The following is a 23,123-nucleotide window of genomic DNA, read 5'->3' as shown; positions in this document are numbered from 1 at the left end:
TCAATCAAGGATTCTGATAGCAAACTGTAAAGTCTATTCTCACAAAAAAACCTAACTCACTCTTACTCTTCAACATATATTATGGACAAAATTTGGCTCAAATCATACCCAGAAGGCATTCCAGCAGAAATAAATCCAGATGAATATTCTTCACTTTTGGAATTATTCGAAGAAAGCATTGCAAAATATGGCGATAAAATCGCTTATGAAAACATGGGTGCAACACTTACATTTAATGAATTAGATGAAAAAAGTGCAGCCTTTGCAGCCTATCTACAAAGAAAAGGATTACAGAAAGGCGACCGTTTTGTTATTCAATCGCCTAACTTAATTCAGTATCCAATTGCTATTTTTGGTGTATTGCGTGCAGGATTGATTGTAGTAAACACAAATCCTCTTTATACGCCAAAAGAAATGGAACATCAGTTTAAAGATTCTGGTGCAAAAGGCATTTTGATTTTGGCAAACTTTGCTGCTAATCTTGAAAAAATTATCAAGCATACAAGTATAGAGCATGTAATTGTTACAGAAGTAGCTGATATGGTAGGTGGTTTGAAAGGTTGGGCTATGAATATGGCTATTAAATATTTGAAGAAAATGGTTCCTTCTTATTCTCTTCCACAAGAAATTTCTTTTAAAGATGCGCTTTATGAAGGAAAGAAATATAATTATAGCAAACCAAAATTTGATTCTGGCGATGTAGCATTTTTGCAATATACAGGAGGAACGACAGGTGTTTCGAAGGGAGCAATGCTAACTCACAGAAATATTTTAGCCAATATGCAACAACTTGTTGCTTGGATAAATGCTAGTCCGATTAAAGAAGGAGTAGAAACTGGAATTACGGCACTTCCACTCTATCATATTTTTGCGCTTACCTTCAACTGCTTTGGATTTTTGCGTTACGGAGTGAAAAATGTTCTGATTACAAACCCTAGAGATATGGCAGGTTTTGTAGAAGAACTCAAAAAACACAAAATGGGACTTATTAGTGGTGTAAATACACTTTTCAATGGTCTTTTGAATCAGCCAGAATTTAAAAATGTAGATTTTTCTCATCTTAAAGTAGCTCTAGGTGGTGGAATGGCAGTACAAGAAGCTGTAAATAATCGTTGGAAAGAGGTAACAGGACAGCCAATTGCAGAAGCGTATGGCTTGACAGAAACTTCACCAGGACTTATCGTAAATCCTTTATCTGGAGATGTTCGCATTGGTTGGATTGGACTTCCTCTTCCAAGTACAGAAGTACGCATTTTGGATGATGCAGGCAACGATGTAGAACTCGGACAACCAGGAGAGATTTGTGGAAAAGGACCTCAAATTATGAAAGGTTATTGGCAACGTCCTGAAGAAACAGCAAATGTAATGATAGGTGATTACTTCAAAACTGGAGATATTGGAATAATGGATGAAGAAGGCTATTTCAAAATTGTTGATAGAAAGAAAGAAATGATTTTGGTCTCAGGATTCAATGTTTATCCAAACGAAATTGAAGGTGTAATTGCACTCAATGATAAAGTTTTGGAAGTAGGAGTAATCGGAATTCCAGATGAAAAGTCACATGAGGCAATTATGGCTTGTATCGTAAAGAAAGATGACAGCCTTACAAAAGAAGAAATAAGAGCTTTCTGTAAAGAACATTTGACAGGTTACAAAGTACCAAAACACGTAGTTTTTAAAGATGAATTGCCAAAATCTAATGTGGGTAAAATTCTTAGACGTGTTTTGAAAGAACAAGAGTTGGGTACAGAAAAAGTATAGTTTTTAGATAAAAAATGATTTCATAACTAAAAAAGGTTTCAAAAAGACATATTGCTTTTTGAAACCTTTTTTCTTAATGAATTTTTATTTTCCAATCTCTATTCCCTGCAATTCCCTCCTATCATTTTTATTCAAATACTGTTTTGCAATTCTATTTTCAGGTTTTCTATCAAAAGTATAGAGCATAATAATAAAAATAAGCTCCAAAGGTTTCATTAGAAAATAGACAGAATCAGCTACAAATTTATTATTAAAAATGCTATAATATTTGTGGACTACATTTCCAACTTTATTATAATTTCGTCTTATTAGATGATGTAGTTTTGGAAAGTTTTCTTCTAGCAATTCTTCAAAAGCATTTGCTACCAAAAGCTGGCGATTACAAATAATTTTGTTTCCACCTCTTTCTCCATATCTAACAGGCTTTACAACGTCTGAATGACCATTTGCAGCTACCGAACACAAGAAATGTCCTCCATAATTTACGTTATCGCACATATAGTCAAGCTGAGAAAAACTGTGTTTATAGGTATCTGTAAAAGCACGAATTATAGAATCTGGCTTTTGACCAAATAACAATAGAAAACAAACAATAATTACCAAGATAGGCAAAGCCAAAATCAGCAAAATAGGATATTTTAGAATTGGCTCAAGACGCAAGATTCTCCAAGCCATTTTTTCTATTGGATTAGTCAATTTTTGTACTTCTGAAAGCTGAATAAAATTAGATTCTAGGAATTGATTTTGACTTTTTATAAGTTGGAAAACAAATACAATACTTATTGGTAGATTCCCTAAAATGGCTATTTCTTTTACTTGAATGGCTACAAAAATATTAAGTACAAATCCAAGCAATAAAGTAGCATTGACAAAAACTTCTAAAACAGGACTTAGTATTTTCTGTTTAAAAATAGAATAAATACCTGCTAAAATAGAAATACCCATCAGAGCGTAAATTGTAAGTCTGTGTTCTGGAGAAAAAGTAGCACTTTCACTACAACAGTCATTTGTGCTTTTTTCTAGAAGTATGAAATACAAAAAAGGTAATCCTACAATTACCAAAACATCAATAGTTTTTTCTAAGTTTTTATTAAATACTCTTTTATTTATGAAAAGATAAATTAAAAACTCAATACAGACAAGCAAAGCAGATAGTAAGCAACCTACTACTAGCAATATTATTATAATTTTCATTAGATTCGTTATTACAAAATGTAAGAAACTCAAAACAAACCATTCATAATCAATTTTATTTTTGATAACTGATTTTACTTCATAACAGGTTCTGCAAAAACACAAGCCTTTACATTGCCAAAACGAAGTGTATCAAAACTTTGAGCTTTTTTTCGAATCTCATCAATTGAAATTTTAATCTCTCCAATAAGGTCATCATTATTATAAAAACGACCTGTTTTTACACCCATTTTTTTATCAAAATCATAGAATTTGATAGTGAGTTCTGCATTTGGTTTGGTATCTGGAATATAAAAAGGTTTTACTTTATCCCATTTTGGTGTAAATTCATCTTTTATAGATTCAGATTCAAACAAACGGTCTTGTCCTAGCCAAATTTCATAATATACATCTGGTTTGTGGTCGTAAGAAAACATATTTACAGGATCCCAATTTTTGGCATTTGTAGGCGATTCTTCAATACTCAAAAAGGCAGGCTTTATCTGTACTGCATACGTATTTTCAGGTTGTTTTGTACTCTCACAACTAAAAGCCAAGAATGAGAAAGAGAGCAAAAATAGAATTGAATAAAAGTGAGTAAAAGGTGTGATTAATTTCATATAAAATAATAATTGTTTTTAAGGTAGTATTGAAAATAAAATTCAAAGTTATCATCAAAAATAAAATAAGCAAAAAAACTGACTACTTAATAAAAAATAGTCAGTTTAAATATATATTTTTCTAATCTAAAAATTAAAAGATGATTTTATTCTTTAATTATTTTAACTTCCGTACGGCGATTTTGCTGCTTCCCAGCGTCTGTACTATTATCAGCAACAGGTTTGGTGTCTCCATAGCCTTTTGCTGTAATACGGTTGGCATTAATTCCTTTTTTTATCAGATAATCACGGACTGCTTCAGCTCGTTCTTGTGAAAGTTTTAGGTTGGCATCTTTGTCTCCTACATTATCTGTATGACCTGCAATTTCTATTTCCATCGTTGATTTAGCTGTCATAGCTGATGCTAGTTCGTCAATAGCTTTAAAAGAAGAACCTTTTAGATTTGCTTTTCCAGTTTCGAAGAGTACATTATCAAGTGTATAAGCTGTTGCTGGTTGAAATTTTACTAATACTTTCAATTCCTTAAGACGTGCTACATCAGGAATTTGAACTTTTTGGTATTCTACATCTTTCCCAAAATTTTTATATTTGATAAGATATTCACTGCCCTTTATCAAAACAAAAAAACACTTTCCTTCTTTATCACTAATTTTGGAGAAAACTTCACCAGTTTGGGTATTCACAAACATGACAGTTTCACCAGGTCTTACTTTTTGTTTGAAATCTACGACAGTAGTATTGATAAGCACTTTATTAGAGTCTACTTGTGCAAAAGTCAAGTTTTTTAGTCCTAATAAAAGGAAAACTGAAAGTAATATAAATGTTATTCTATTTTTCATTGTATTTTTTGTGCTATATAATAGTCTTTATTAGTTACTCAACTTTACAAGAACTGTGATAGTAAAGTAAAAGAGGCTGTTTTAGTAGATTTTTCAATCTAATGATAATTTATGTCTTGTTATATTTGTGGTATATTTTCAATTTATGCCAAAATGATACCAATTTAATTAAAGTATATTTGCGCTATGAAATAGGCTGTTTTGATTGAAAAAAGAGTAAACCAGAAAGTGAAAGCTAGATTTCTTACTTCAAAAGTACATCAAAAAATACCTAATTCATATAAATTTTATTGAATCTACTAACTTTGTTAAAAAATAATTGAAGCTGAAAAATATCTAGTAATTTTGCTATTTATTCTATCAAACTTCAATTGGTCTAAAAAAATAAAAATACGAATTTAATTTCTTAAATTATAAAACTCTCTTACATGAATAAATTCACTTTTCAACCGTTTATATTTATTATTTCAATCTTTTTCTTATCTGTATTTAACTCTTGTACAGGCAGTGAGGAAAATAAAAACTGCCCAAAAGGTGCAATTTGTAACGATAATCTACAAACTACAGAAACAGGTCTAAAATACATTCATCATATTCACTATCCTGAAAATAGAAAACCTGAATATAATGAAATTATGACAATGCACTACCTATTATTAGCAGACAATGGAGATACAATTACGGATACCTACAAACTCAATGAGCCTGTCGGACAACCTTTATTAAAACCTGCTTACCGAGGAGCAATAGAAGAAGGATTTAGAATGCTTAATGTAGGAGATAGTGCTACTTTTTATGTTGTTTTAGATTCTATCAAAGATACCGAACTGCCAATTGGAGCAAAAACAAGAGAGCAAATGAAGGAAATTCGTTATGTAGTCAAATTATATAACACACAGAGTAAGGCTGCTTTTGATATAGATGAAGAGGTGAGGCTTAAAAAACGTACGCAAGAGCAAATAGCAATTCAAGACAAAAAAATTGTAGAATATATGAAAAAAGAATTGGTCTTTGAAGGCTCAAAAAAACACCCCTTAGGACTTTATTATAGATTTAAAGAAAAAGGAACAGGAATGCCAGCACAAATAGGAGACAGTGTTTCTTTTACATATCAGACGTGGACTATTCCTTTTCAACAAGTATTAGATCAATCTAAAAAAGGCGAAACGGTAGGTTTTGTAGTAGGAGCTAGACAAGTGCTTCCTGCTTGGCAAATAGCCTTCACACAGATTGCTAATGAAGGCTCTAAACTCAGTCTTTTTTCTCCCTCTCGTTTTGCTTTTGGAAATAAAGACCATCAAGGAATACCTCCTTTTACAATGCTGCGATTCGAAATTGAAGTAGTAGATATTGTTAGAAAAAATGAAATGAAAAAATAGTAGTAAATTATGAATTGATTTTTTTAATAAAACTCATATTTCAAAATCGATTCTTTGTGTTCTCTGTGACTCTGTATTTAAAAATTGTATTGATTATTTAACTTAACTCTCACAAACCTCAAAAAAAACATGACTATTCAAAAAACTTCAAAATTAGCTGTTCTGTCAATGGCTATCTGTCTAGGCTTTTGGAACTGTACACCAGAAAAAAAGACAACAGATGATACAACTACTGATACTACAAGTGTAGTAGTAGAAGAGTCTAAAAATGAGCTTGTTCGTCCAGAAATTTATGCTCCTTTCAAACTAACAACCGACATTAGCTCTCTTTCAGAAAGTGAGAAAAAAATGATTCCACTTCTTATTGAAGCTGCTAAAATAATGGATGGTTTGTTTTGGAAACAAGCGTATATGGGCGATAAAGACAGTTTATTAGCAGCAACTGAAAATGCTGACACTAAAAAATTTATACAAATAAATTACGGTCTTTGGGATAGATTGGCTGAAAATCAACCTTTTATGGAAGGTGTAGGAGAAAAACCTCTTGGCGCAAACTTCTACCCAACCAACATGACAAAAGAAGAATATGAATCATTTGATAACAAAGAAAAATCAAGTCTTTATACGCTTCTTCGTAGAGATGCTGATGGAAATTTAATTACAGTTCCTTATAATGAAGAGTACAAAGCAGAATTAGAAAAAGCTGCTGATTATTTGCGTCAAGCTGCTGAAGTTGCAGAAGATAAAAGTCTGAAAAATTACCTTACTCTTCGTGCTGATGCGCTTGTTACAGACAAGTATATGGCGAGTGATATGGCGTGGATGGATATGAAAACCAACGGAATTGATATTATTATTGGTGCAATTGAAACGTACGAAGACCATTTATATGGACAAAAAGCTGCTTATTCGTCTTATGTTTTGGTAAAAGATAAATCTTGGAGTGAGCGTTTGGAAAAATATGCAGCACTCTTACCACAACTTCAAAAAGATTTGCCTGTTGATGCCAAATACAAAGCCGAAAAACCTGGGTCGGATTCTCAACTTAATGCTTATGATGTGGTTTATTATGGGGGAGATTGTAACGCAGGTAGCAAAACCATTGCTGTAAATCTTCCAAATGATGAAGAAGTTCAACTCAAAAAAGGTACTCGTCGTTCGCAGCTAAAGAATGCTATGAAAGCGAAATTTGACCAAATTTTGATGCCAATTTCTGAAATGCTCATTACGCCAGAACAAAGAAAACACATTACTTTTGATGCTTTCTTTGAAAACACCATGTTTCATGAAGTAGCTCATGGTTTAGGAATCAAAAACACAATCAATAAAAAAGGAACAGTTAGAGAATCGTTAAAAGATATGGCTTCTGCACTTGAAGAAGGAAAAGCTGATATTTTAGGATTGTATATGGTAACCAAATTGCGTGAAATGGGCGAACTTTCAGAAGGCGAACTCATGGATAATTATACTACATTTTTGGCTGGTATTTTCCGTTCAGTTCGTTTTGGAGCTGCTTCGGCACACGGAAAAGCAAATATGATTCGTTTTAATTTCTTCAATGAAAAAGGAGCTTTTGAAAAATTACCAGACGGAACATACAAAGTAAATCCTGATAAAATGGCGATGGCTGTAAATGAACTTTCTGCCAAAATCTTGACACTTCAAGGTGATGGCGATTACGAAGGTGTAACAAAATTAGCTGACGAAATGGGAATCATAAAAGCAGATTTGCAAGCTGACTTGGACAGACTTTCGGCTGCAAATATTCCTGTTGATATTATTTTTGAGCAGGGAGCTGATGTTTTGGGACTGTAAGCAAAGTTTAAACCTATAAGGTTTCAAAAACCTTATAGGTTTACAGTAAAACTTTAAATAGTAAGAAAGAACTAAATCTTTATTGATATGAAGAACTACCAAAATATTTTATCAAAGTGTCTAAAAATGTCTTATGTGTTTTATTTTTCTCTCATATTTATATCTTGTGATAATCATAAACAGACTGAAAAGTCTAGTTCTTCACAAGAAGATAAAACTCTTTCTAATGAAGTAGAAGTAATAGAAGAATTGCAGGATAGTTTAGTAGAAGAAATACCTAATATAATATACAGCAAGAAAGATATACTCAATCGTAATCTACTTAGTTTTTCGGATTCAGTCCTTGCTGGACATGGCAAAAAAACTATAATACATTGGCACACCAAGAGACAGACATATCCAATACCTCCAAATGCTTTGGATAGTATTTTAGTATATTCGCCTGTTAATTATCAAGGTAACAGAACTGTATTTACAAAGGCTGTATATAAAGATTCTATAGGAAGTAATAAAGCCTTTAATTACTTAATTAGCGAAAAAGATTCATATTCAGACACGTTTAAATATGGTGTTTTGATTTTCCCTCGACAAAACTATATCATATACTTAAATAAAGAATGCTTTTCTCCTCCTGCTTTTAAAACGTGGTGGAAATATCAGCAAGAATTTTTAAATCAAATTCTTGATAAAGGAGAAAGTATAAAGGCTATCAATGCTGAATGTGGAGCAATGAAATTTGAAGTGCTAAATGTTAAATCGACTATTTCTAAATAGGTAATCCCAACTAGTTCTAGTTGCTATTCCATCTTGTCTGTTTTACAATTTAAAAGACAGAATTTCCTCCAATCTATAAAATCTAATGAACAAAAATTGCTACCTACCAAACTATTTTTTAGCTTTGTTGTATTAAAATTTTCTATCAAAATTTGCCGTTGTTGGTGTCCTCACCAACGACACTAACCCCACTTTTTATGTCCACTATTGCACAGAATATCGATATTTTAGCTCGTCGAATTTCCGAAATGGAAGAATCTCAAACTCTTGCTATGGCTCGTAAAAGCCGTGAACTCAAAGAACAAGGAGTTGATGTTATCAATATGAATTTGGGAGAGCCTGATTTCAAAACGCCTCTTTTCATTCAAGAAGCTGCCAAAAAAGCGATTGATGACGGACATTTTTACTACACCCCTGTTTCGGGTATTGCACCACTTCGCCAAGCAATTGCTGAAAAGTTAAAAAGAGAAAATCAGTTAGCGTATTCTGCTGACCAAATTGTAGTTTCGACAGGTGCAAAACAATCGATTGCAAATGTAATGCTTTCTATCATTGATAAAGATGATGAGGTAATTATTATTACTCCATACTGGGTTTCTTATGTTGGGATTGTACAATTAGCACAAGGAACACCTGTTTTTGTAGAAGGAAAATTAGAAAATGACTATAAAGCAACGGCACAAGATGTAAAAGCTGCTATTACTTCAAAAACAAAAGCAGTTATTTTTTCTTCGCCTTGTAATCCTACTGGAAGCGTTTTTTCTGAAAAAGAATTGAGAGAAATTGCAGAAGTAATCGCTCCACATCCACAAATTACAGTAATTGCAGACGAAATTTATGAATATATTAATTTTGGCGAATCTCATTTTAGTATCGGAAGAGTAGAGTCTTTGAAAGATAGAGTAGTTACTATAAATGGACTTTCAAAAGGTTTTGCTATGACAGGTTGGCGTTTGGGTTATGCTGCGTGTCCTGCTGTAATTGCAAAAGCATGTGATAAAATTCAAGGACAAGTTACTTCGGGTGCAAATTCAATCACTCAATATGCTGCTGTTGCTGCATTGAATGGAAGCCGAAAAGAAGTAGGAGAAATGAAAACTGCTTATGAAAAAAGAGGAAAACTAATCAAGTCTCTTTTAGATGAAGTAGAAGGTTTCAAATGTAACACTCCACAAGGAGCATTTTATGTTTTTCCTGATATAAGCGATTTTTATGGTAAAAAATATGAAGGCAAAACTATCGCTAATTCAGAAGATTTTTCTATGTTTTTATTAGAAACAGCTCATGTAGCTGTTGTGATGGGAGATGCCTTTGGTGCGCCTTCTTGTATTCGTCTTTCTTTTGCTACTTCGGAAGAACTTATTAAAAAAGCGATTGAAAGAATTTCAACTGCTGTTGAGAAATTGAGTTAACAAAAATATTTTTCATTAAAATAAAAGCAATCGTAGAAATAAGGTTGCTTTTTATTTTTTTGTAAAAACTAACAAAGTATAGGCTAAAAGCTATTAAAATCAATTTTCGTTAAAGAAAATACTAAGAATAAGACAACCTTTATAAAAAAAAACAGTATATTTAACGTATGTATCACACATAAGACCTTTCTGCTTTTGTAATTACTTAAATATGAGTTTTACTAATTATAAAGTATAACCATTCATAAACATATTTTAGTCATTGATAAAAAATGCTTTTTCATTTATAAACTCAAACGAGTACCCCTAATTCACAAATTGAATCAATTTACTTTAAATTTACTTAATACTTAAATTTTATTTACCTTATGTACAAAAACTACATACTTGGTATTGTTTTATCATTTTTATTTTTGATAAATCAAAATGCCTTTGCTCAAGTTGAACCTTGCGCCACAAATACCAAACATCAAGAAATGTTAGCCTCTGATGAAAATTATAAGGCTACCTACGAAAAAATGCAAGCTGACTTGCAAAGACATATAGCTAAAAAAATGTCAAATGCTTCCACAGAAAGAACAGAAGCTGTAGTCTATAATATTCCTGTTGTAGTTCATGTCATTCATACTGGAGGAGCAGAAGGCACAATTTATAATCCAAGTGTAGCAAATATCAATGCTATGTTAGGAAAAATCAACACAGACTTTAGAAATACAACCTTTGGTGCAGATGTAGAAATAAATTTTGTTCTTGCTCAAAGAGATCCTAATTGTAATACAACCACTGGTATTAATAGAGTAAATGGTTCTGGACTACCTAATTATACAGCAAATGGAGTTGGTACAGGTGGTGCAGCTGATGCAGATGTAAAAGCATTGAGCATTTGGTCTAATACAGATTATTATAATATTTGGATAGTAAATAAAATTAATGGAAATGACGGAACAAGTGGTTCTTTTGTAGCAGGATATGCTTATTTTCCAGGTGCACCTGCTAACATTGATGGAACTGTTATCCTTGCTACACAAACAAACGGAACAAGCACAACTATGACACACGAATTTGGTCATGCCTTTGCGCTTCAACATACTTTCCATAAGGCTGAAACAGGAAATGATAGCGCAAATGCAGCAGATTGTCCATTGAATACAGATTGTACAATACAAGGAGATTTAATTTGTGATACTGATCCTCATGGTTATATGTTAGGGGCTTGTGCTGGGACAAACTGTGGGGGGGTTGATGCTGCTACTCTTGATAATTATATGTCGTACTGTAGTGGCACAAGTAGATTTACTCCAAACCAAGTAACTCGTATGCGTACTGCTTTAGAAACACAACGAGGAGGACTTATTTCTTCTTTGGGTGGAACTGCTCCTAGTGGAACATTGCCTACAACTCCAGTTTGTGTTACAACTGCACCAGAAAGTTTTTCTGCTTTAGGAGTTGGAAGAGTTAGATTTAATACTCTTGATGTAGCTTCAGGAGGTTCAGAAGCAGAAGGAGCTTATGTAGATAGAACTTGCTCTCAAAGTACAACTGTAAATGCTGGAGATACTTATACACTTATTGTAAACGGAGTTTTTACAAATTCTCATCGTATCAGAGCTTATATAGATTATAATAATAATGGAGACTTTACAGATGTAGGAGAAGAAGTACTAATATCTAATTCAGGAAGTGGTGACCATATAGCTAGTGTAACTATTCCTTTGACTGCAACTATAGGAATTTCTTTACGCCTTAGAGTAGTAGCTGATTTTTCAGGTGGAACAGGAACAATAAACTCTTGTTTAGCAGGACAATATGGACAAGGAGAAGATTACTCAGTTACTATTCAAAGTACAGCATCAGCTTGTTCTATCACAACAATTAATACAGGAATACAAACAGCTTGTGTTCTTGCAACAAACAACTATACACAAGAAGTTACAGTTACGTATTCGAACCCTCCAGCAAGTGGAAATTTAATAGTAAACGGACAAAGTTTTGCTATTACTTCAAGTCCTCAAACAGTAACACTTACAGGCTTGATATCTGATGGTAATTCAGTAGATGTAGTAGCTAGTTTTTCAGCTGATGCAGGTTGTACATTTACAGAAACAAATGCTTTTACTGCTCCCACTTCGTGTACACCTATTTGTTCTATTACAGCTATAAGTGCAGGAACTCAAACGGGTTGTGTTTCAACAACAAACACTTATACACAAGAAGTTACAGTTACGTACTCAAACCCTCCAGCAAGTGGAAATTTAGTAGTAAACGGACAAAGTTTTGCTATTACTTCAAGTCCTCAAACAGTAATACTTACAGGTTTGATAGCTGATGGGAATTCAGTAGATGCAGTAGCTAGTTTTTCAGCTAATGCAGGTTGTACATTTACAGAAACAAATGCTTTTACTGCTCCTGCTAGTTGTATACCAGCAGCTACAGCTAACACACTAGACTTTGATGGACTAAATGATTATATTAATACACCTGTTACGGCGGATGCTAATACAGGTACAATAGAATACTGGTTCTACACAGATAATTTAAATTCAGCTCAAATTCCTTTTTATTTTACTAATGGAGTTGCTAACCATGATGGATATGGTGATATTGGAAACTTTTTAGAGGTAAACACAGGTACTGAGAATAATGAGCTACGTTTCTTCTATCAAAATGGAAATAATGGAAGTAGTTCTATTGTTCTGCAACCAGTTGTTAATCTTTGTGCTAATACATGGTATCATTATGCTGCTACTTATGATAGAAATGGGTTTGCTCGTCTTTATTTGAATGGAGCTTTGGTTGCTGAGGAAGATATGTCTGCTAAAACTTTTCAGAATCACACACCTACAACTCAACATATTGGAAAACCAATAGCCAATAGTAGATATACGAAGGGGCTTTTAGATGAACTACGTATTTGGAATACTGTTCGTACTTGTGAACAAATTCAGAGCAATATGTCTAATGAACTTATTGGTAATGAAGCTGGTCTGATAACATATTATAATTTCAACCAAGGTATAGCAAGTGGAAATAATACTACTATTACTTCTTTGAATGATGTTACTGCTGCTAATAACGATGGCACGTTAAACAATTTTTCACTAACAGGAGCTGCCTCTAATTGGCTTGCTTCTGCAAATGGAATCACAGGAACAACACCAGTAACTCCAGCTGAAATTGCTCTTCTAGGTAATGCTACTTTTATAAATGATGGAGATGCGACTCCAGACGTAAGTGATGATACAGATTTTGGCTCAGTAGTTACAAGTGATACACATACTTTTACTGTCCGAAATACTGGTGGAGCTAAATTATTTATAAATTCTATTGAAGTGACAGGCGCAAATGCTAGTGATTTTGTGATAACTGACTTTACTTGTACAAAGAAGATGATAGATGGAGGAAGTAGTATTACCTTTAACGTTGTTTTCACACCTTCAGCAGTTGGAATTCGTAACGCCACTATTACCATAAAAAGTAGCGATTGTGATTTAGAAGATTTTGATTTCGCTGTACAAGGAAACAAAGCTTCCTCTGGCGATGTTCTACTTGTTGAAACAGGTATTTTCTATCCTACCATTCAAGAAGCTGTAGATGTAGCTGTAACAGGAAATACTATTAAGCCCACAGGAAATAGAAATTATCCTGAAAATGTAATCGTAGATAAAAACCTCACTTTTACCTCTGATTTTACAGATTATAAAAATGTAAACATCAATCAGATTCTTGTAGAAAATGGAAATAAACTGACTATTACAGGTGATATGAGTATTGTAGAGGTTTTACATTTAGAATCTACTGGCGAAATGGAAGTTACAGGTTCAACAACTGATTTTGCCTTGCTTTCTTCTGCAACTCAAACGGCTTTAGTAATCAATGATTCTCCTACAAATACAGTTGTAGGAACTGTCATTATGGAACGCTACTTACCTGCTGTTTCAGATTTAGGAGGCACAGATGGAAGAGGGTATCATTTATTTAGTTCTCCTTTTTCTGATGCAACTGTTTCCCAGTTTGGCGATGATATGAGTCTAGTTCTGACGACAGCTTACAATACAGCTCCCGAACCTGCCTTTGTTCGTCCTTTCCCTACTTTCTTCCAGTATGAAGAAAGTAATGCAGGTGCAACATCAAGTGCTTATTTCAATCCATTTATTTCTAATTACAAAGTTCCTACCACAGCTAATTTGACTGTAACTAGAGGTTATCAAGCCAATATTTCAACAGGTGTAACGGTAGATTTGAATGGAACATTGAATAATGGAAGTCAATCTATTTCTGTTACAAATAGTGGAGGAGGATTTAGCCAAGAAGGTTATAATTTGGTTGGAAATCCATATCCATCTCCTATTGATTGGGAGTTAGTTTTGCTAGCTTCTACAGGAGTTGAAGATGCTGTTTATATTGATATTCCAGTTAATCAGTATCAAGGGATTTTTGCAGAATATGTCAATGGCGTTTCGAACAATGGAGGTAAAAAAGAAATTGCTTCTATGCAAGGTTTCTTTGTCAGAACTCTAGGTGGAGGAACTGTCAATATGAATAATGGGGTTCGTTTGAGTACGGATACTCGTTTCTATAAGACGACAGAAACTGAAAATCTGAAAGAAGGATTGATTAGAATTGCTCTCAAGAAAGGAAATTCTTTGGATGAAACCACAATTTATTTTGAATCAGGGGCAACTCCTAACTTTGATGGCAAATATGATGCAGCCAAACTTCACAAAATGAATAGTGCAAGCCCTACGCTTTATTCATACAATGAAAATACAGAAACAGCAGAAACGGAATATTTTGCTATCAATGGATTAGGACGTTTTGATTCCGACCAAAGTTTACCTTTAGCGATGAATATTCTGACAGATGGAGAGTATGAAATTACGCTTCGCAGTATGAAATATTTCCATTCAAAACACGAGCTTTATTTGTATGATTCATTGACGGATTCGTTACATAACTTAAAAGCAGAAGGCGATTATAAGTTTGAAGCAACAAAAGGAAATGAAGTAAAACGTTTTGTGCTTTTATTCAAAACAGAAGCAAGTCAAGATTTCTTTGAGAATGAAAAGCTAATGGTGTATCCAAATCCCACCCCAAATCGTTTTTCATATAGCTTGAGAACAAATAAAGAAGGAAATTACACCATTCGTTTGTTTGATGCCACAGGCAGAATCATCTTTGAGGAGAGCAAAATAAAAGAAGGAGCATTCTTAGAAGGCACAATTGATTTAGAAAAACAGGCTTCTGGTTTGTATTTACTTCAAGTTTCGGATTCTGAAATAACAACTACTGTACGTATTGTTAAAGAATAAGCAATATTATTGATATTAATAGCCGTATTAATTGTATTATTACGGCTATTTATCTTACCTAAAACATCATCTATTAAAATACTATTTATTATGTTCAAAAAAATTGTATTACTCCTTATCGGATTTTTTATTGTAGACTATTTGTTTGCTCAAGGTGGAGGTTTTCCTATTGATCCGCCTAACGCATTAGGCGCACCTATAGATGGAGGTCTTTCACTACTTTTGGCAGCAGGCGCAGCTTATGGAGCTAAAAAAGTCTATGATTTTAGAAATAAAGACAATCAAGAGGAGGAAAATGAAATGAAGTAAACTATAGATATTTCAGATATTCTCTATATTCTTGTTTAAAATAACTACTGTACGTATTGTGAAAGAATAAGTAATTTTTAATGTAACATAAAAAAGGCTGTCTAAACAAGACAGCCTCCTTTTTATGAAATATATTTTGAAATAAGAAGACAGAAATGTTCTTGCCGTTGTTGGTGTATCCACCAACGACAAGTTGGCTGCCAAAAAAGCTAATTGATGACGGACATTTTTACTACATGCCTGTTTCTGGCATTGCACTACTTTGCCAAGCAATTGCTGATAAGCTAAAAAGAGGAAATCAGTTAGAGTATTCTACTGACCAAATTGTAGTTTTGACAGGTGCAAAACAAACGATTGAAAATGTAATGCTTTCTATCATTGATAAATGCTGATGAGGTCGAAAAGAAGTAGAAAAGAATGAAAACTGCTTACAAAAAAAGAGGAAAACTAATCAAATCTCTTTTAGATGAAGTAGAAGATTTTAATGTAATACTTAAAAAATAAAAGCAACCTTAGTAAATAGGGTTGCTTTTGTTTTTTAGAGAGAAAACAACAACGTGTAAACTAAAAATTAAAAAAAGTCGTTTTTATATTAAATGTTAAAATAATAGCCTGATATTTGCTAATTTTCCAATATAAAATAGCTTTTTTTATAAAAAAAATAGTTAATTTACGTGCTGATAGTATGTCATCTTATTTTAAGTATGGCTTTTTTAGTAAAACTTCATTTCTACTTATTCCTTTCACTACTACCATATAATATAAAATCAATGAAAAAACTCTCCACTTATTCCAATTATATATTTGGGTTTGTTTTACTGCTTCTAATCAGCACTACTGGTTACTTAGTTTGGGAGAACACTCCTAAAGACAAGGAGCTTATTTCTGAAAACTTAGAAATTAAAGATCCTTCACAACTAAAAGGCAAAGAAAAATATGCCTATTACAAAGCCTTATATGAAAAATATAGAGGCTGGACAAAACAAGAATTAAAAAAGCTCCCTAAAAAAGATCGTCCTGATTTAGCAGCTCTTCTAAATTTTCTACGTACAGCTGATCCAAATACAGGAGATATTCCTGAAAATGCTCCTATAAAGGCAAATGAACTTACAGATTTACGTCTAAATGCTCTTAGTCAAAATCAAAGGGCTATTGCTGGAGTAAATTGGGTAGAACGTGGACCTAATGATGTAGGTGGACGTACTCGTGCCCTTATGTATGACCCAAATGATGGTACTGGCAGAAAAGTTTGGGCTGGTGGTGTTGGTGGTGGACTTTGGTATACCAATGATATTACAGTAGCTAGTCCAACTTGGGTAGCTGTTGATAATTTTTGGGAAAATATAGCTATTTCTTCTATTGCTTATGACCCAACAAATACACAAAACATGTATGTTTCTACTGGAGAAGGGTTTTTTGGTGGTGGAATGCAACGTGGTGCAGGTATTTGGAAAACTAGTGATGGAGGAACTACTTGGGCAAGACTAGCCAATACTTCACCTACAGTAACTGATGACTTTCAATATGTACAAAAAATTGTAGTAACTTCTGCAGGAACATTACTTGCAGCATGTCGTACTGATGGATTTAACTCTACTGATGCAAACAGTGGAGGTATTTTTCGCTCTACTGATGAAGGAGCTAATTGGACAAAAGTGACATTACCAGAAACTTCTACTCGTGCTGCTGATTTGGAAGTAGCTTCTGACGGTACTATTTATGGAACTACTTCTTTATTTGGAGCTGTTGTAGGTTCTATCTATAAATCTACAAGTGCAAGCGATGGAGTTGCTTGGACAGAAGTAACACCTGCTGGCATTTCTGCTAACACAAGAAGAATAGAAATTTCCTCTGCTCCATCAAATAGTAATATTTTATATGCTGTTGCACATGATGCAAGCACTAATAATATAGCATTCTTCAAAAAATCTATCAATGCTGGAACTTCTTGGACAGATGTAACTATTCCACTATACCGTAATCAAGGTGGTTGTCTTACTGACGGTACACACTTTACTCGTGGACAAGCTTGGTACGATTTGATATTACAAGTAAATCCAACTAACTCTGACCATGTGGTAGTTGGTGGTATTGATGTTCATCGTACGACAAATGGAGGGACTTCTTGGACTTCTATCTCCTATTGGACGGGTGCCTGTGGTCCTTACGTTCATGCAGATATTCATGCTTTTGCCTATAAACCTGGTAGCTCTGATGAAATGCTTGTAGGTAGTGATGGAGGGATCTCTTATAGTGCAAATATACGTGCAGCTACTCCTAATTTTGCTGATAGAAATACAGGATATAATGTTACTCAGTTTTATGCTGTTGCAATGAACCCAAACAATGGTTCTAATTATTTATTAGCAGGAGCACAAGATAACGGAACACGTAAACTTACCTCGGCAGGAGTAGGTGGAAGTACACAGCCAACTGGAGGAGATGGTGCATTTTGTTTTATTGACCAAGATAATCCAAATATTCAGATTAGTTCGTATGTATTTAACTCTTTCTACAAATCTACTAATGGAGGTACTAGTTTTTCAAATTTAGGTACTCAAGATCAAGGCACAGGTGATTTTATCAACCCAGCAGATTACCACGATGCTTTAGATTTACTCTACTCTTCATCACAAGGAAATCGTGATGTTGCAAGATGGACTGTACCTGGTGGAACTCGTTCTAACTTTAATGTAACAGGTGGTATGACTGGAAATGTTACACACTTAAAAGCTTCTCCTTTTACAGCAGCTTCTACCACACTTTATGTAGGTACAGATGCAGGCGAAGTAGTACGAGTTGCTAATGCCAACACTGCAGGGGCAAATAAAGCAGGAACAGTATTGTCAAATGCTACTATGCAAGCACAAGGTTCAGTTTCTTCTATTGAGTTTGGTACAAGTGAGAATCAAATGGTTGTTACTTACTCTAATTATGGTGTTCAAAGTGTTTGGTACACAGCCAATGGAGGAACTTCTTGGACAAGCAAAGATACCGCTCATGGTTTACCTGATATGCCAGTACGTTGGGCAATGTTTAATCCTAATAATACGAATGAGGTACTAATTGCAACAGAAACAGGTATTTGGAGTACAGATGATATTACTGCTGGAGCTGCTGCTGATTTTTGGGAGGTATCAAGTACAGGACTAGCCAATACACGTTGTGATATGCTCCAAATTCGCAGTTCTGATAATCTAGTTGCAGTAGCAACACATGGTAGAGGAGTATTTACAACAAATGTATTTTCTCCTGCTGCTGCTGATTTTGCTGTAAGTCAAGATATTGTTTACATGAATAAAAATGTAATATTTACGGATGCTTCTGCAGGTGCTACTTCTTGGGACTGGAATTTTGGTACAGGTGCAAGTACAGCTACAGCAGCTACTGTTGGACCTCACACAGTTTCTTATACTACACCAGGTATAAAAACGATTACACTTGCTATCAATGGTGGAGGTGGTGTCTTGACAGTAACCAAAACTATAACTGTTTTACCAGATCGACCTGTACCTTATGCTATTACTGATGGAGGAAACTTTGATGTTAACCCACTAGACTTTGCAGCCGATAATATAGGAGGAGCAACTATGTGGGAACGTGGAAACTCTGCTACAGCAGGAAAGAATGGAACAGCAAGTGGTGCAAATGCATGGGTTACAGGTCTTACAGGAAATTATTTAGATAATTCTCACTCTAACCTCTATGCACCTAATTTCAACTTCTCAGCAGCAGGTACATATAATTTATCTTTTCAAACGAAACATGTTTATGAAACAGGTTATGATGGAATGATTGTAGAATATTCTACTGATAGAGGCACATCTTGGACAAAACTAGGAACTGCGACAACAACAGCAGCTTGGTATAATTCAGTAATTGCAGTTGGTCCCGACCCAACAGTATTTGGTCCTCAAGGAACTCCATTTATGTCAGCTACAAATGCAAACTATTTTACTAAATCGCTTGATGTTTCTAGTTTAGCAGGAACTCTTGATGTTGCTTTTAGAATAGTATTCAAATCGGACATTACTATAAATTTTGCTGGTGGCGCAGTTGATAACTTCCTTATTACTTTCGTTCCTAGTGCAATACCCGAAATCAATGTTCAAGGTAATGGCAATAATATCGTAAGTGGAACAGGAACTACAAGTCTAACCAATGATACTAATTTTGGAGATGTAGCTGAATGTGGAACGAATAGTCTTGCTAAGACATATACTATTCAAAATACAGGAGGAGCAGCACTAACAGTAAGTAATATCACAGTTACAGGTGCAAATGCTGCTGATTTTACTTTAAGTGGTCTGCCTGCTTTCCCTGCGACAGTAGCAGCTACAACAGGAACACAAACTTTTACAGTTACTTTCAATCCTTCTGCAATAGGAAATAGAGTAGCTTTAGTTACAATAACTAATGATGATGCAGATGAAAATCCTTATACATTTGCTATCAATGGAAATGGAACAGCAGATAATGTACCTCCTGTAGTTCCAACTTTAGCAGATGTTACTGCTGAATGTAGTGTAACCCCAACTGCACCAACAACAACAGATAATTGTGCAGGAACAGTTACAGGAACAACAGGAACAGTATTTCCAATTACAACCCAAGGAACAACGGTTGTAACTTGGACATTTAACGATGGTAATGGCAATAGTGTCACAGCTGATCAAAATGTAATTCTTGATGATGTTACAGCACCAGTAGTGCCGACATTAGTAGATGTTACTGCTGAATGTTCGTCTACTCCAACTGCACCCACAACTACAGATAACTGTGTTGGAACAATTACAGGAACAACAGGAACAGTATTTCCAATCACGGCACAAGGAACAACGGTTGTAACTTGGACATTTAACGATGGTAATGGCAATTCAGTAACTGCTGATCAAAATGTAATTCTTGATGATGTTACAGCACCAGTAGTGCCGACATTAGCAGATGTTACTGCTGAATGTTCGTCTACTCCAACTGCACCAACAACAACAGATAATTGTGCAGGAACAGTAACAGGAACAACAGGAACAGTATTTCCAATTACAGCCCAAGGAACAACAGTTGTAACTTGGACATTTGATGATGGGAATGGAAATACATCGACAGCAGACCAAAATGTAATTCTTGATGATGTTACAGCACCAGTAGTGCCGACATTAGCAGATGTTACTGCTGAATGTAGTGTAACCCCAACTGCACCAACAACAACAGATAATTGTGCAGGAACAGTAACAGGAACAACAGGAACAGTATTTCCAATTACTGCCCAAGGAACAACGGTTGTAACTTGGACATTTGATGATGGTAATGGAAATACATCGACAGCAGACCAAAATGTAATTCTTGATGATGTTACAAATCCAACGGTTACAGCACCAATAAATGTGACTGTAAACACAGATACAGGACTTTGTACAGCTTCTGGAGTTGCTTTAGGCACACCAACAGGAAGTGATAATTGTGGAACACCTACCTTCACAAATGATGCTCCTGCTACTTTCCCTATTGGAAACACAACCGTAACTTGGACAGCAGATGATGGTAATGGAAATACTCAAACAGCAACACAAACAGTTACTGTAAACAGCACAAGAGAAATCGATGTGCAAGGAAATGCAGTTTCTATTGTAGATGGCGATGTAACCCCCAATGTTTCTGATGATACAGATTTTGGAAACACAGCCACATCAAGAACCATTACTTATACGATTGAAAATACTGGAACAGAGACTTTGACTATTACTTCTATTGTTTCAAGTGGAACAAATGCAACTGATTTTGTAGTAAGTAGCATTCCAGCAACCGTTGCAGCAGGTGGAAGTGCTACTTTTGATGTTACTTTTACGCCTTCTGGAACAGGAACAAGAACAGCAACCATTACAATAAATAACAATGATTGTGATGAAGCTGCTTATGATTTTGCAGTAGAAGGAAGTAATACTTCTGGAGGTGATGTGCTTTTGGTACGTACAGGTATTTTTTACCCTACTATCCAACAAGCAGTTGATGCAGCGATAGCAAATGATACCATAAAACCGACAGGAAATAGAAATTATCCTGAAAATGTAATCGTAGATAAAAACCTCACTTTTACTTCTGATTTTACAGATTATAAAAATGTAAACATCAATCAGATTCTTGTAGAAAATGGAAATAAACTGACTATTACAGGCGATATGAGTATTGTAGAGGTTTTACATTTAGAATCTACTGGCGAAATGGAAGTTACAGGTTCAACAACTGATTTTGCCTTGCTTTCTTCTGCAACTCAAACGGCTTTAGTAATCAATGATTCTCCTACAAATACAGTTGTAGGAACTGTCATTATGGAACGCTACTTACCTGCTGTTTCAGATTTAGGAGGCACAGATGGAAGAGGATATCATTTATTTAGTTCTCCTTTTTCTGATGCAACTGTTTCCCAGTTTGGCGATGATATGAGTCTAGTTCTGACGACAGCTTACAATACAGCTCCAGAGCCTGCCTTTGTTCGTCCTTTCCCTACTTTCTTCCAGTATGAAGAAAGTAATGCAGGTGCAACATCAAGTGCTTATTTCAATCCATTTATTTCCAATTACAAAGTTCCTACCACAGCTAATTTGACTGTAACTAGAGGTTATCAAGCCAATATTTCAACAGGTGTAACCGTAGATTTGAATGGAACATTGAATAATGGAAGTCAATCTATTTCTGTTACAAATAGTGGAGGAGGATTTAGCCAAGAAGGTTATAATTTGGTTGGAAATCCGTATCCCTCTCCAATTGATTGGGAGTTAGTTTTGCTAGCTTCTACAGGAGTTGAAGATGCTGTTTATATTGATATTCCAGTCAATCAATATCAAGGAATTTTTGCAGAATATGTCAATGGGGTTTCGAACAATGGAGGTAAAAAAGAAATTGCTTCTATGCAAGGTTTCTTTGTCAGAACTCTAGGTGGAGGAACTGTCAATATGAATAATGGTGTTCGTTTGGGAACAGACACACGTTTTTACAAAACCACAGAAACCCAAAACGTAAAAGAAGGATTGATTAGAGTTGCTCTCAAGAAAGGGACTTCTTTAGATGAAACCACAATTTATTTTGAATCAGGGGCAACTCCTAATTTTGATGGCAAATATGATGCAGCCAAACTTCACAAAATGAATAGTGCAAGCCCTACGCTTTATTCATACAATGAAAATACAGAAACAGCAGAAACGGAATATTTTGCTATCAATGGATTAGGACGTTTTGATTCCGACCAAAGTTTACCTTTAGCCATGAATATTCTGACAGATGGAGAGTATGAAATTACGCTTCGCAGTATGAAATATTTCCATTCAAAACACGAACTTTATTTGTATGATTCATTGACGGATTCGTTACATAACTTAAAAGCAGAAGGCGATTATAAGTTTGAAGCAACAAAAGGAAATGAAGTAAAACGTTTTGTGCTTTTATTCAAAACAGAAGCAAGTCAAGATTTCTTTGAGAATGAAAAGTTGATGGTGTATCCAAATCCAACTCCAAATCGTTTTTCATATAGCTTGAGAACAAATAAAGAAGGAAATTACACCATTCGTTTATTTGATGCCACAGGCAGAATCATCTTTGAAGCCGAGCAATCTAAAGAAGGAGCATTTTTAGAAGGCACAATTGATTTAGAAAAACAGGCTTCTGGCTTGTATTTACTTCAAGTTTCGGATTCTGAAAAAACAACTACTGTACGTATTGTTAAAGAATAAGCACTATT

The 23,123-nt window shown here is 34.5% G+C and carries 12 protein-coding genes; 9 read left to right on the top strand and 3 right to left on the bottom strand.

Annotated elements, in window-relative coordinates; translation table 11 throughout:
* The first annotated feature begins 81 nt into the window (after positions 1–81).
* Complete coding sequence (locus tag V9L04_RS03440) at positions 82–1,761, top strand: AMP-binding protein (protein WP_338792675.1); 1,680 nt, start codon at positions 82–84, stop codon at positions 1,759–1,761.
* Between the two features lie 84 nt (positions 1,762–1,845).
* Here the strand turns inward: V9L04_RS03440 and V9L04_RS03435 are convergent, their stop codons facing one another.
* The 3 genes from V9L04_RS03435 to V9L04_RS03425 all read right to left on the bottom strand — a co-directional run bounded on the left by V9L04_RS03435 (position 1,846) and on the right by V9L04_RS03425 (position 4,393).
* On the bottom strand, positions 1,846–2,955 hold the full coding sequence (locus V9L04_RS03435) for a DUF6688 family protein (RefSeq protein ID WP_338792674.1): 1,110 nt from the start codon (positions 2,953–2,955) through the stop codon (positions 1,846–1,848).
* Positions 2,956–3,029: 74 nt separating this feature from the next.
* Complete coding sequence (locus V9L04_RS03430) at positions 3,030–3,554, bottom strand: hypothetical protein (protein ID WP_338792673.1); 525 nt, start codon at positions 3,552–3,554, stop codon at positions 3,030–3,032.
* A gap of 146 nt (positions 3,555–3,700) precedes the next feature.
* Complete coding sequence (locus V9L04_RS03425) at positions 3,701–4,393, bottom strand: OmpA family protein (protein ID WP_338792672.1); 693 nt, start codon at positions 4,391–4,393, stop codon at positions 3,701–3,703.
* 428 nt (positions 4,394–4,821) lie between these two features.
* Between V9L04_RS03425 and V9L04_RS03420 the strand changes: the two genes are divergently transcribed.
* The 8 genes from V9L04_RS03420 (at position 4,822) to V9L04_RS03385 (ending at position 23,115) form a co-directional block, all read left to right on the top strand.
* Positions 4,822–5,772, top strand: a complete 951-nt coding sequence (locus V9L04_RS03420) for an FKBP-type peptidyl-prolyl cis-trans isomerase (RefSeq protein WP_338792671.1) — start codon at positions 4,822–4,824, stop codon at positions 5,770–5,772.
* A gap of 129 nt (positions 5,773–5,901) precedes the next feature.
* A complete protein-coding gene (locus V9L04_RS03415) occupies positions 5,902–7,587 on the top strand; it encodes a Zn-dependent hydrolase (protein WP_338792670.1) in 1,686 nt (561 codons plus the stop codon).
* A gap of 87 nt (positions 7,588–7,674) precedes the next feature.
* Positions 7,675–8,361 carry a hypothetical protein gene (locus V9L04_RS03410; RefSeq protein ID WP_338792669.1) on the top strand — a complete coding sequence of 229 codons (687 nt, stop codon included), beginning with the start codon at positions 7,675–7,677 and terminating at the stop codon, positions 8,359–8,361.
* A 197-nt stretch (positions 8,362–8,558) separates the two neighbouring features.
* Positions 8,559–9,773: a pyridoxal phosphate-dependent aminotransferase gene (locus V9L04_RS03405; protein WP_338792668.1), complete on the top strand. Its 1,215-nt coding sequence runs from the start codon at positions 8,559–8,561 to the stop codon at positions 9,771–9,773.
* Positions 9,774–10,141: 368 nt separating this feature from the next.
* A complete protein-coding gene (locus tag V9L04_RS03400) occupies positions 10,142–15,082 on the top strand; it encodes a LamG-like jellyroll fold domain-containing protein (protein ID WP_338792667.1) in 4,941 nt (1,646 codons plus the stop codon).
* Between the two features lie 90 nt (positions 15,083–15,172).
* Entirely contained in the window at positions 15,173–15,391 is a 219-nt protein-coding gene (locus V9L04_RS03395; RefSeq protein ID WP_338790439.1) for a hypothetical protein, read from the top strand.
* 155 nt (positions 15,392–15,546) lie between these two features.
* Positions 15,547–15,783: an aminotransferase class I/II-fold pyridoxal phosphate-dependent enzyme gene (locus V9L04_RS03390; RefSeq protein WP_338792666.1), complete on the top strand. Its 237-nt coding sequence runs from the start codon at positions 15,547–15,549 to the stop codon at positions 15,781–15,783.
* A 378-nt stretch (positions 15,784–16,161) separates the two neighbouring features.
* The gene (locus tag V9L04_RS03385) at positions 16,162–23,115 is read left to right on the top strand and encodes a choice-of-anchor D domain-containing protein (protein ID WP_338792665.1); all 6,954 of its coding nucleotides are present in this window, start codon (positions 16,162–16,164) and stop codon (positions 23,113–23,115) included.
* Positions 23,116–23,123 lie beyond the last annotated feature (8 nt).

It is taken from the genome of Bernardetia sp. MNP-M8 (genome assembly GCF_037126285.1).
Lineage (GTDB): Bacteria > Bacteroidota > Bacteroidia > Cytophagales > Bernardetiaceae > Bernardetia.
Note: the sequence above shows the minus strand (reverse complement) of the source record. Positions and strands in the feature narration are given on the sequence as shown.

Bases quoted from the DNA above. Each gene is read 5' to 3' on its own strand.
- V9L04_RS03440 (WP_338792675.1), top strand. From the start codon at position 82: ATGGACAAAATTTGGCTCAAATCATACCCAGAAGGCATTCCAGCAGAA.
- V9L04_RS03435 (WP_338792674.1), bottom strand. From the start codon at position 2,955: ATGAAAATTATAATAATATTGCTAGTAGTAGGTTGCTTACTATCTGCT.
- V9L04_RS03430 (WP_338792673.1), bottom strand. From the start codon at position 3,554: ATGAAATTAATCACACCTTTTACTCACTTTTATTCAATTCTATTTTTG.
- V9L04_RS03425 (WP_338792672.1), bottom strand. From the start codon at position 4,393: ATGAAAAATAGAATAACATTTATATTACTTTCAGTTTTCCTTTTATTA.
- V9L04_RS03420 (WP_338792671.1), top strand. From the start codon at position 4,822: ATGAATAAATTCACTTTTCAACCGTTTATATTTATTATTTCAATCTTT.
- V9L04_RS03415 (WP_338792670.1), top strand. From the start codon at position 5,902: ATGACTATTCAAAAAACTTCAAAATTAGCTGTTCTGTCAATGGCTATC.
- V9L04_RS03410 (WP_338792669.1), top strand. From the start codon at position 7,675: ATGAAGAACTACCAAAATATTTTATCAAAGTGTCTAAAAATGTCTTAT.
- V9L04_RS03405 (WP_338792668.1), top strand. From the start codon at position 8,559: ATGTCCACTATTGCACAGAATATCGATATTTTAGCTCGTCGAATTTCC.
- V9L04_RS03400 (WP_338792667.1), top strand. From the start codon at position 10,142: ATGTACAAAAACTACATACTTGGTATTGTTTTATCATTTTTATTTTTG.
- V9L04_RS03395 (WP_338790439.1), top strand. From the start codon at position 15,173: ATGTTCAAAAAAATTGTATTACTCCTTATCGGATTTTTTATTGTAGAC.
- V9L04_RS03390 (WP_338792666.1), top strand. From the start codon at position 15,547: ATGTTCTTGCCGTTGTTGGTGTATCCACCAACGACAAGTTGGCTGCCA.
- V9L04_RS03385 (WP_338792665.1), top strand. From the start codon at position 16,162: ATGAAAAAACTCTCCACTTATTCCAATTATATATTTGGGTTTGTTTTA.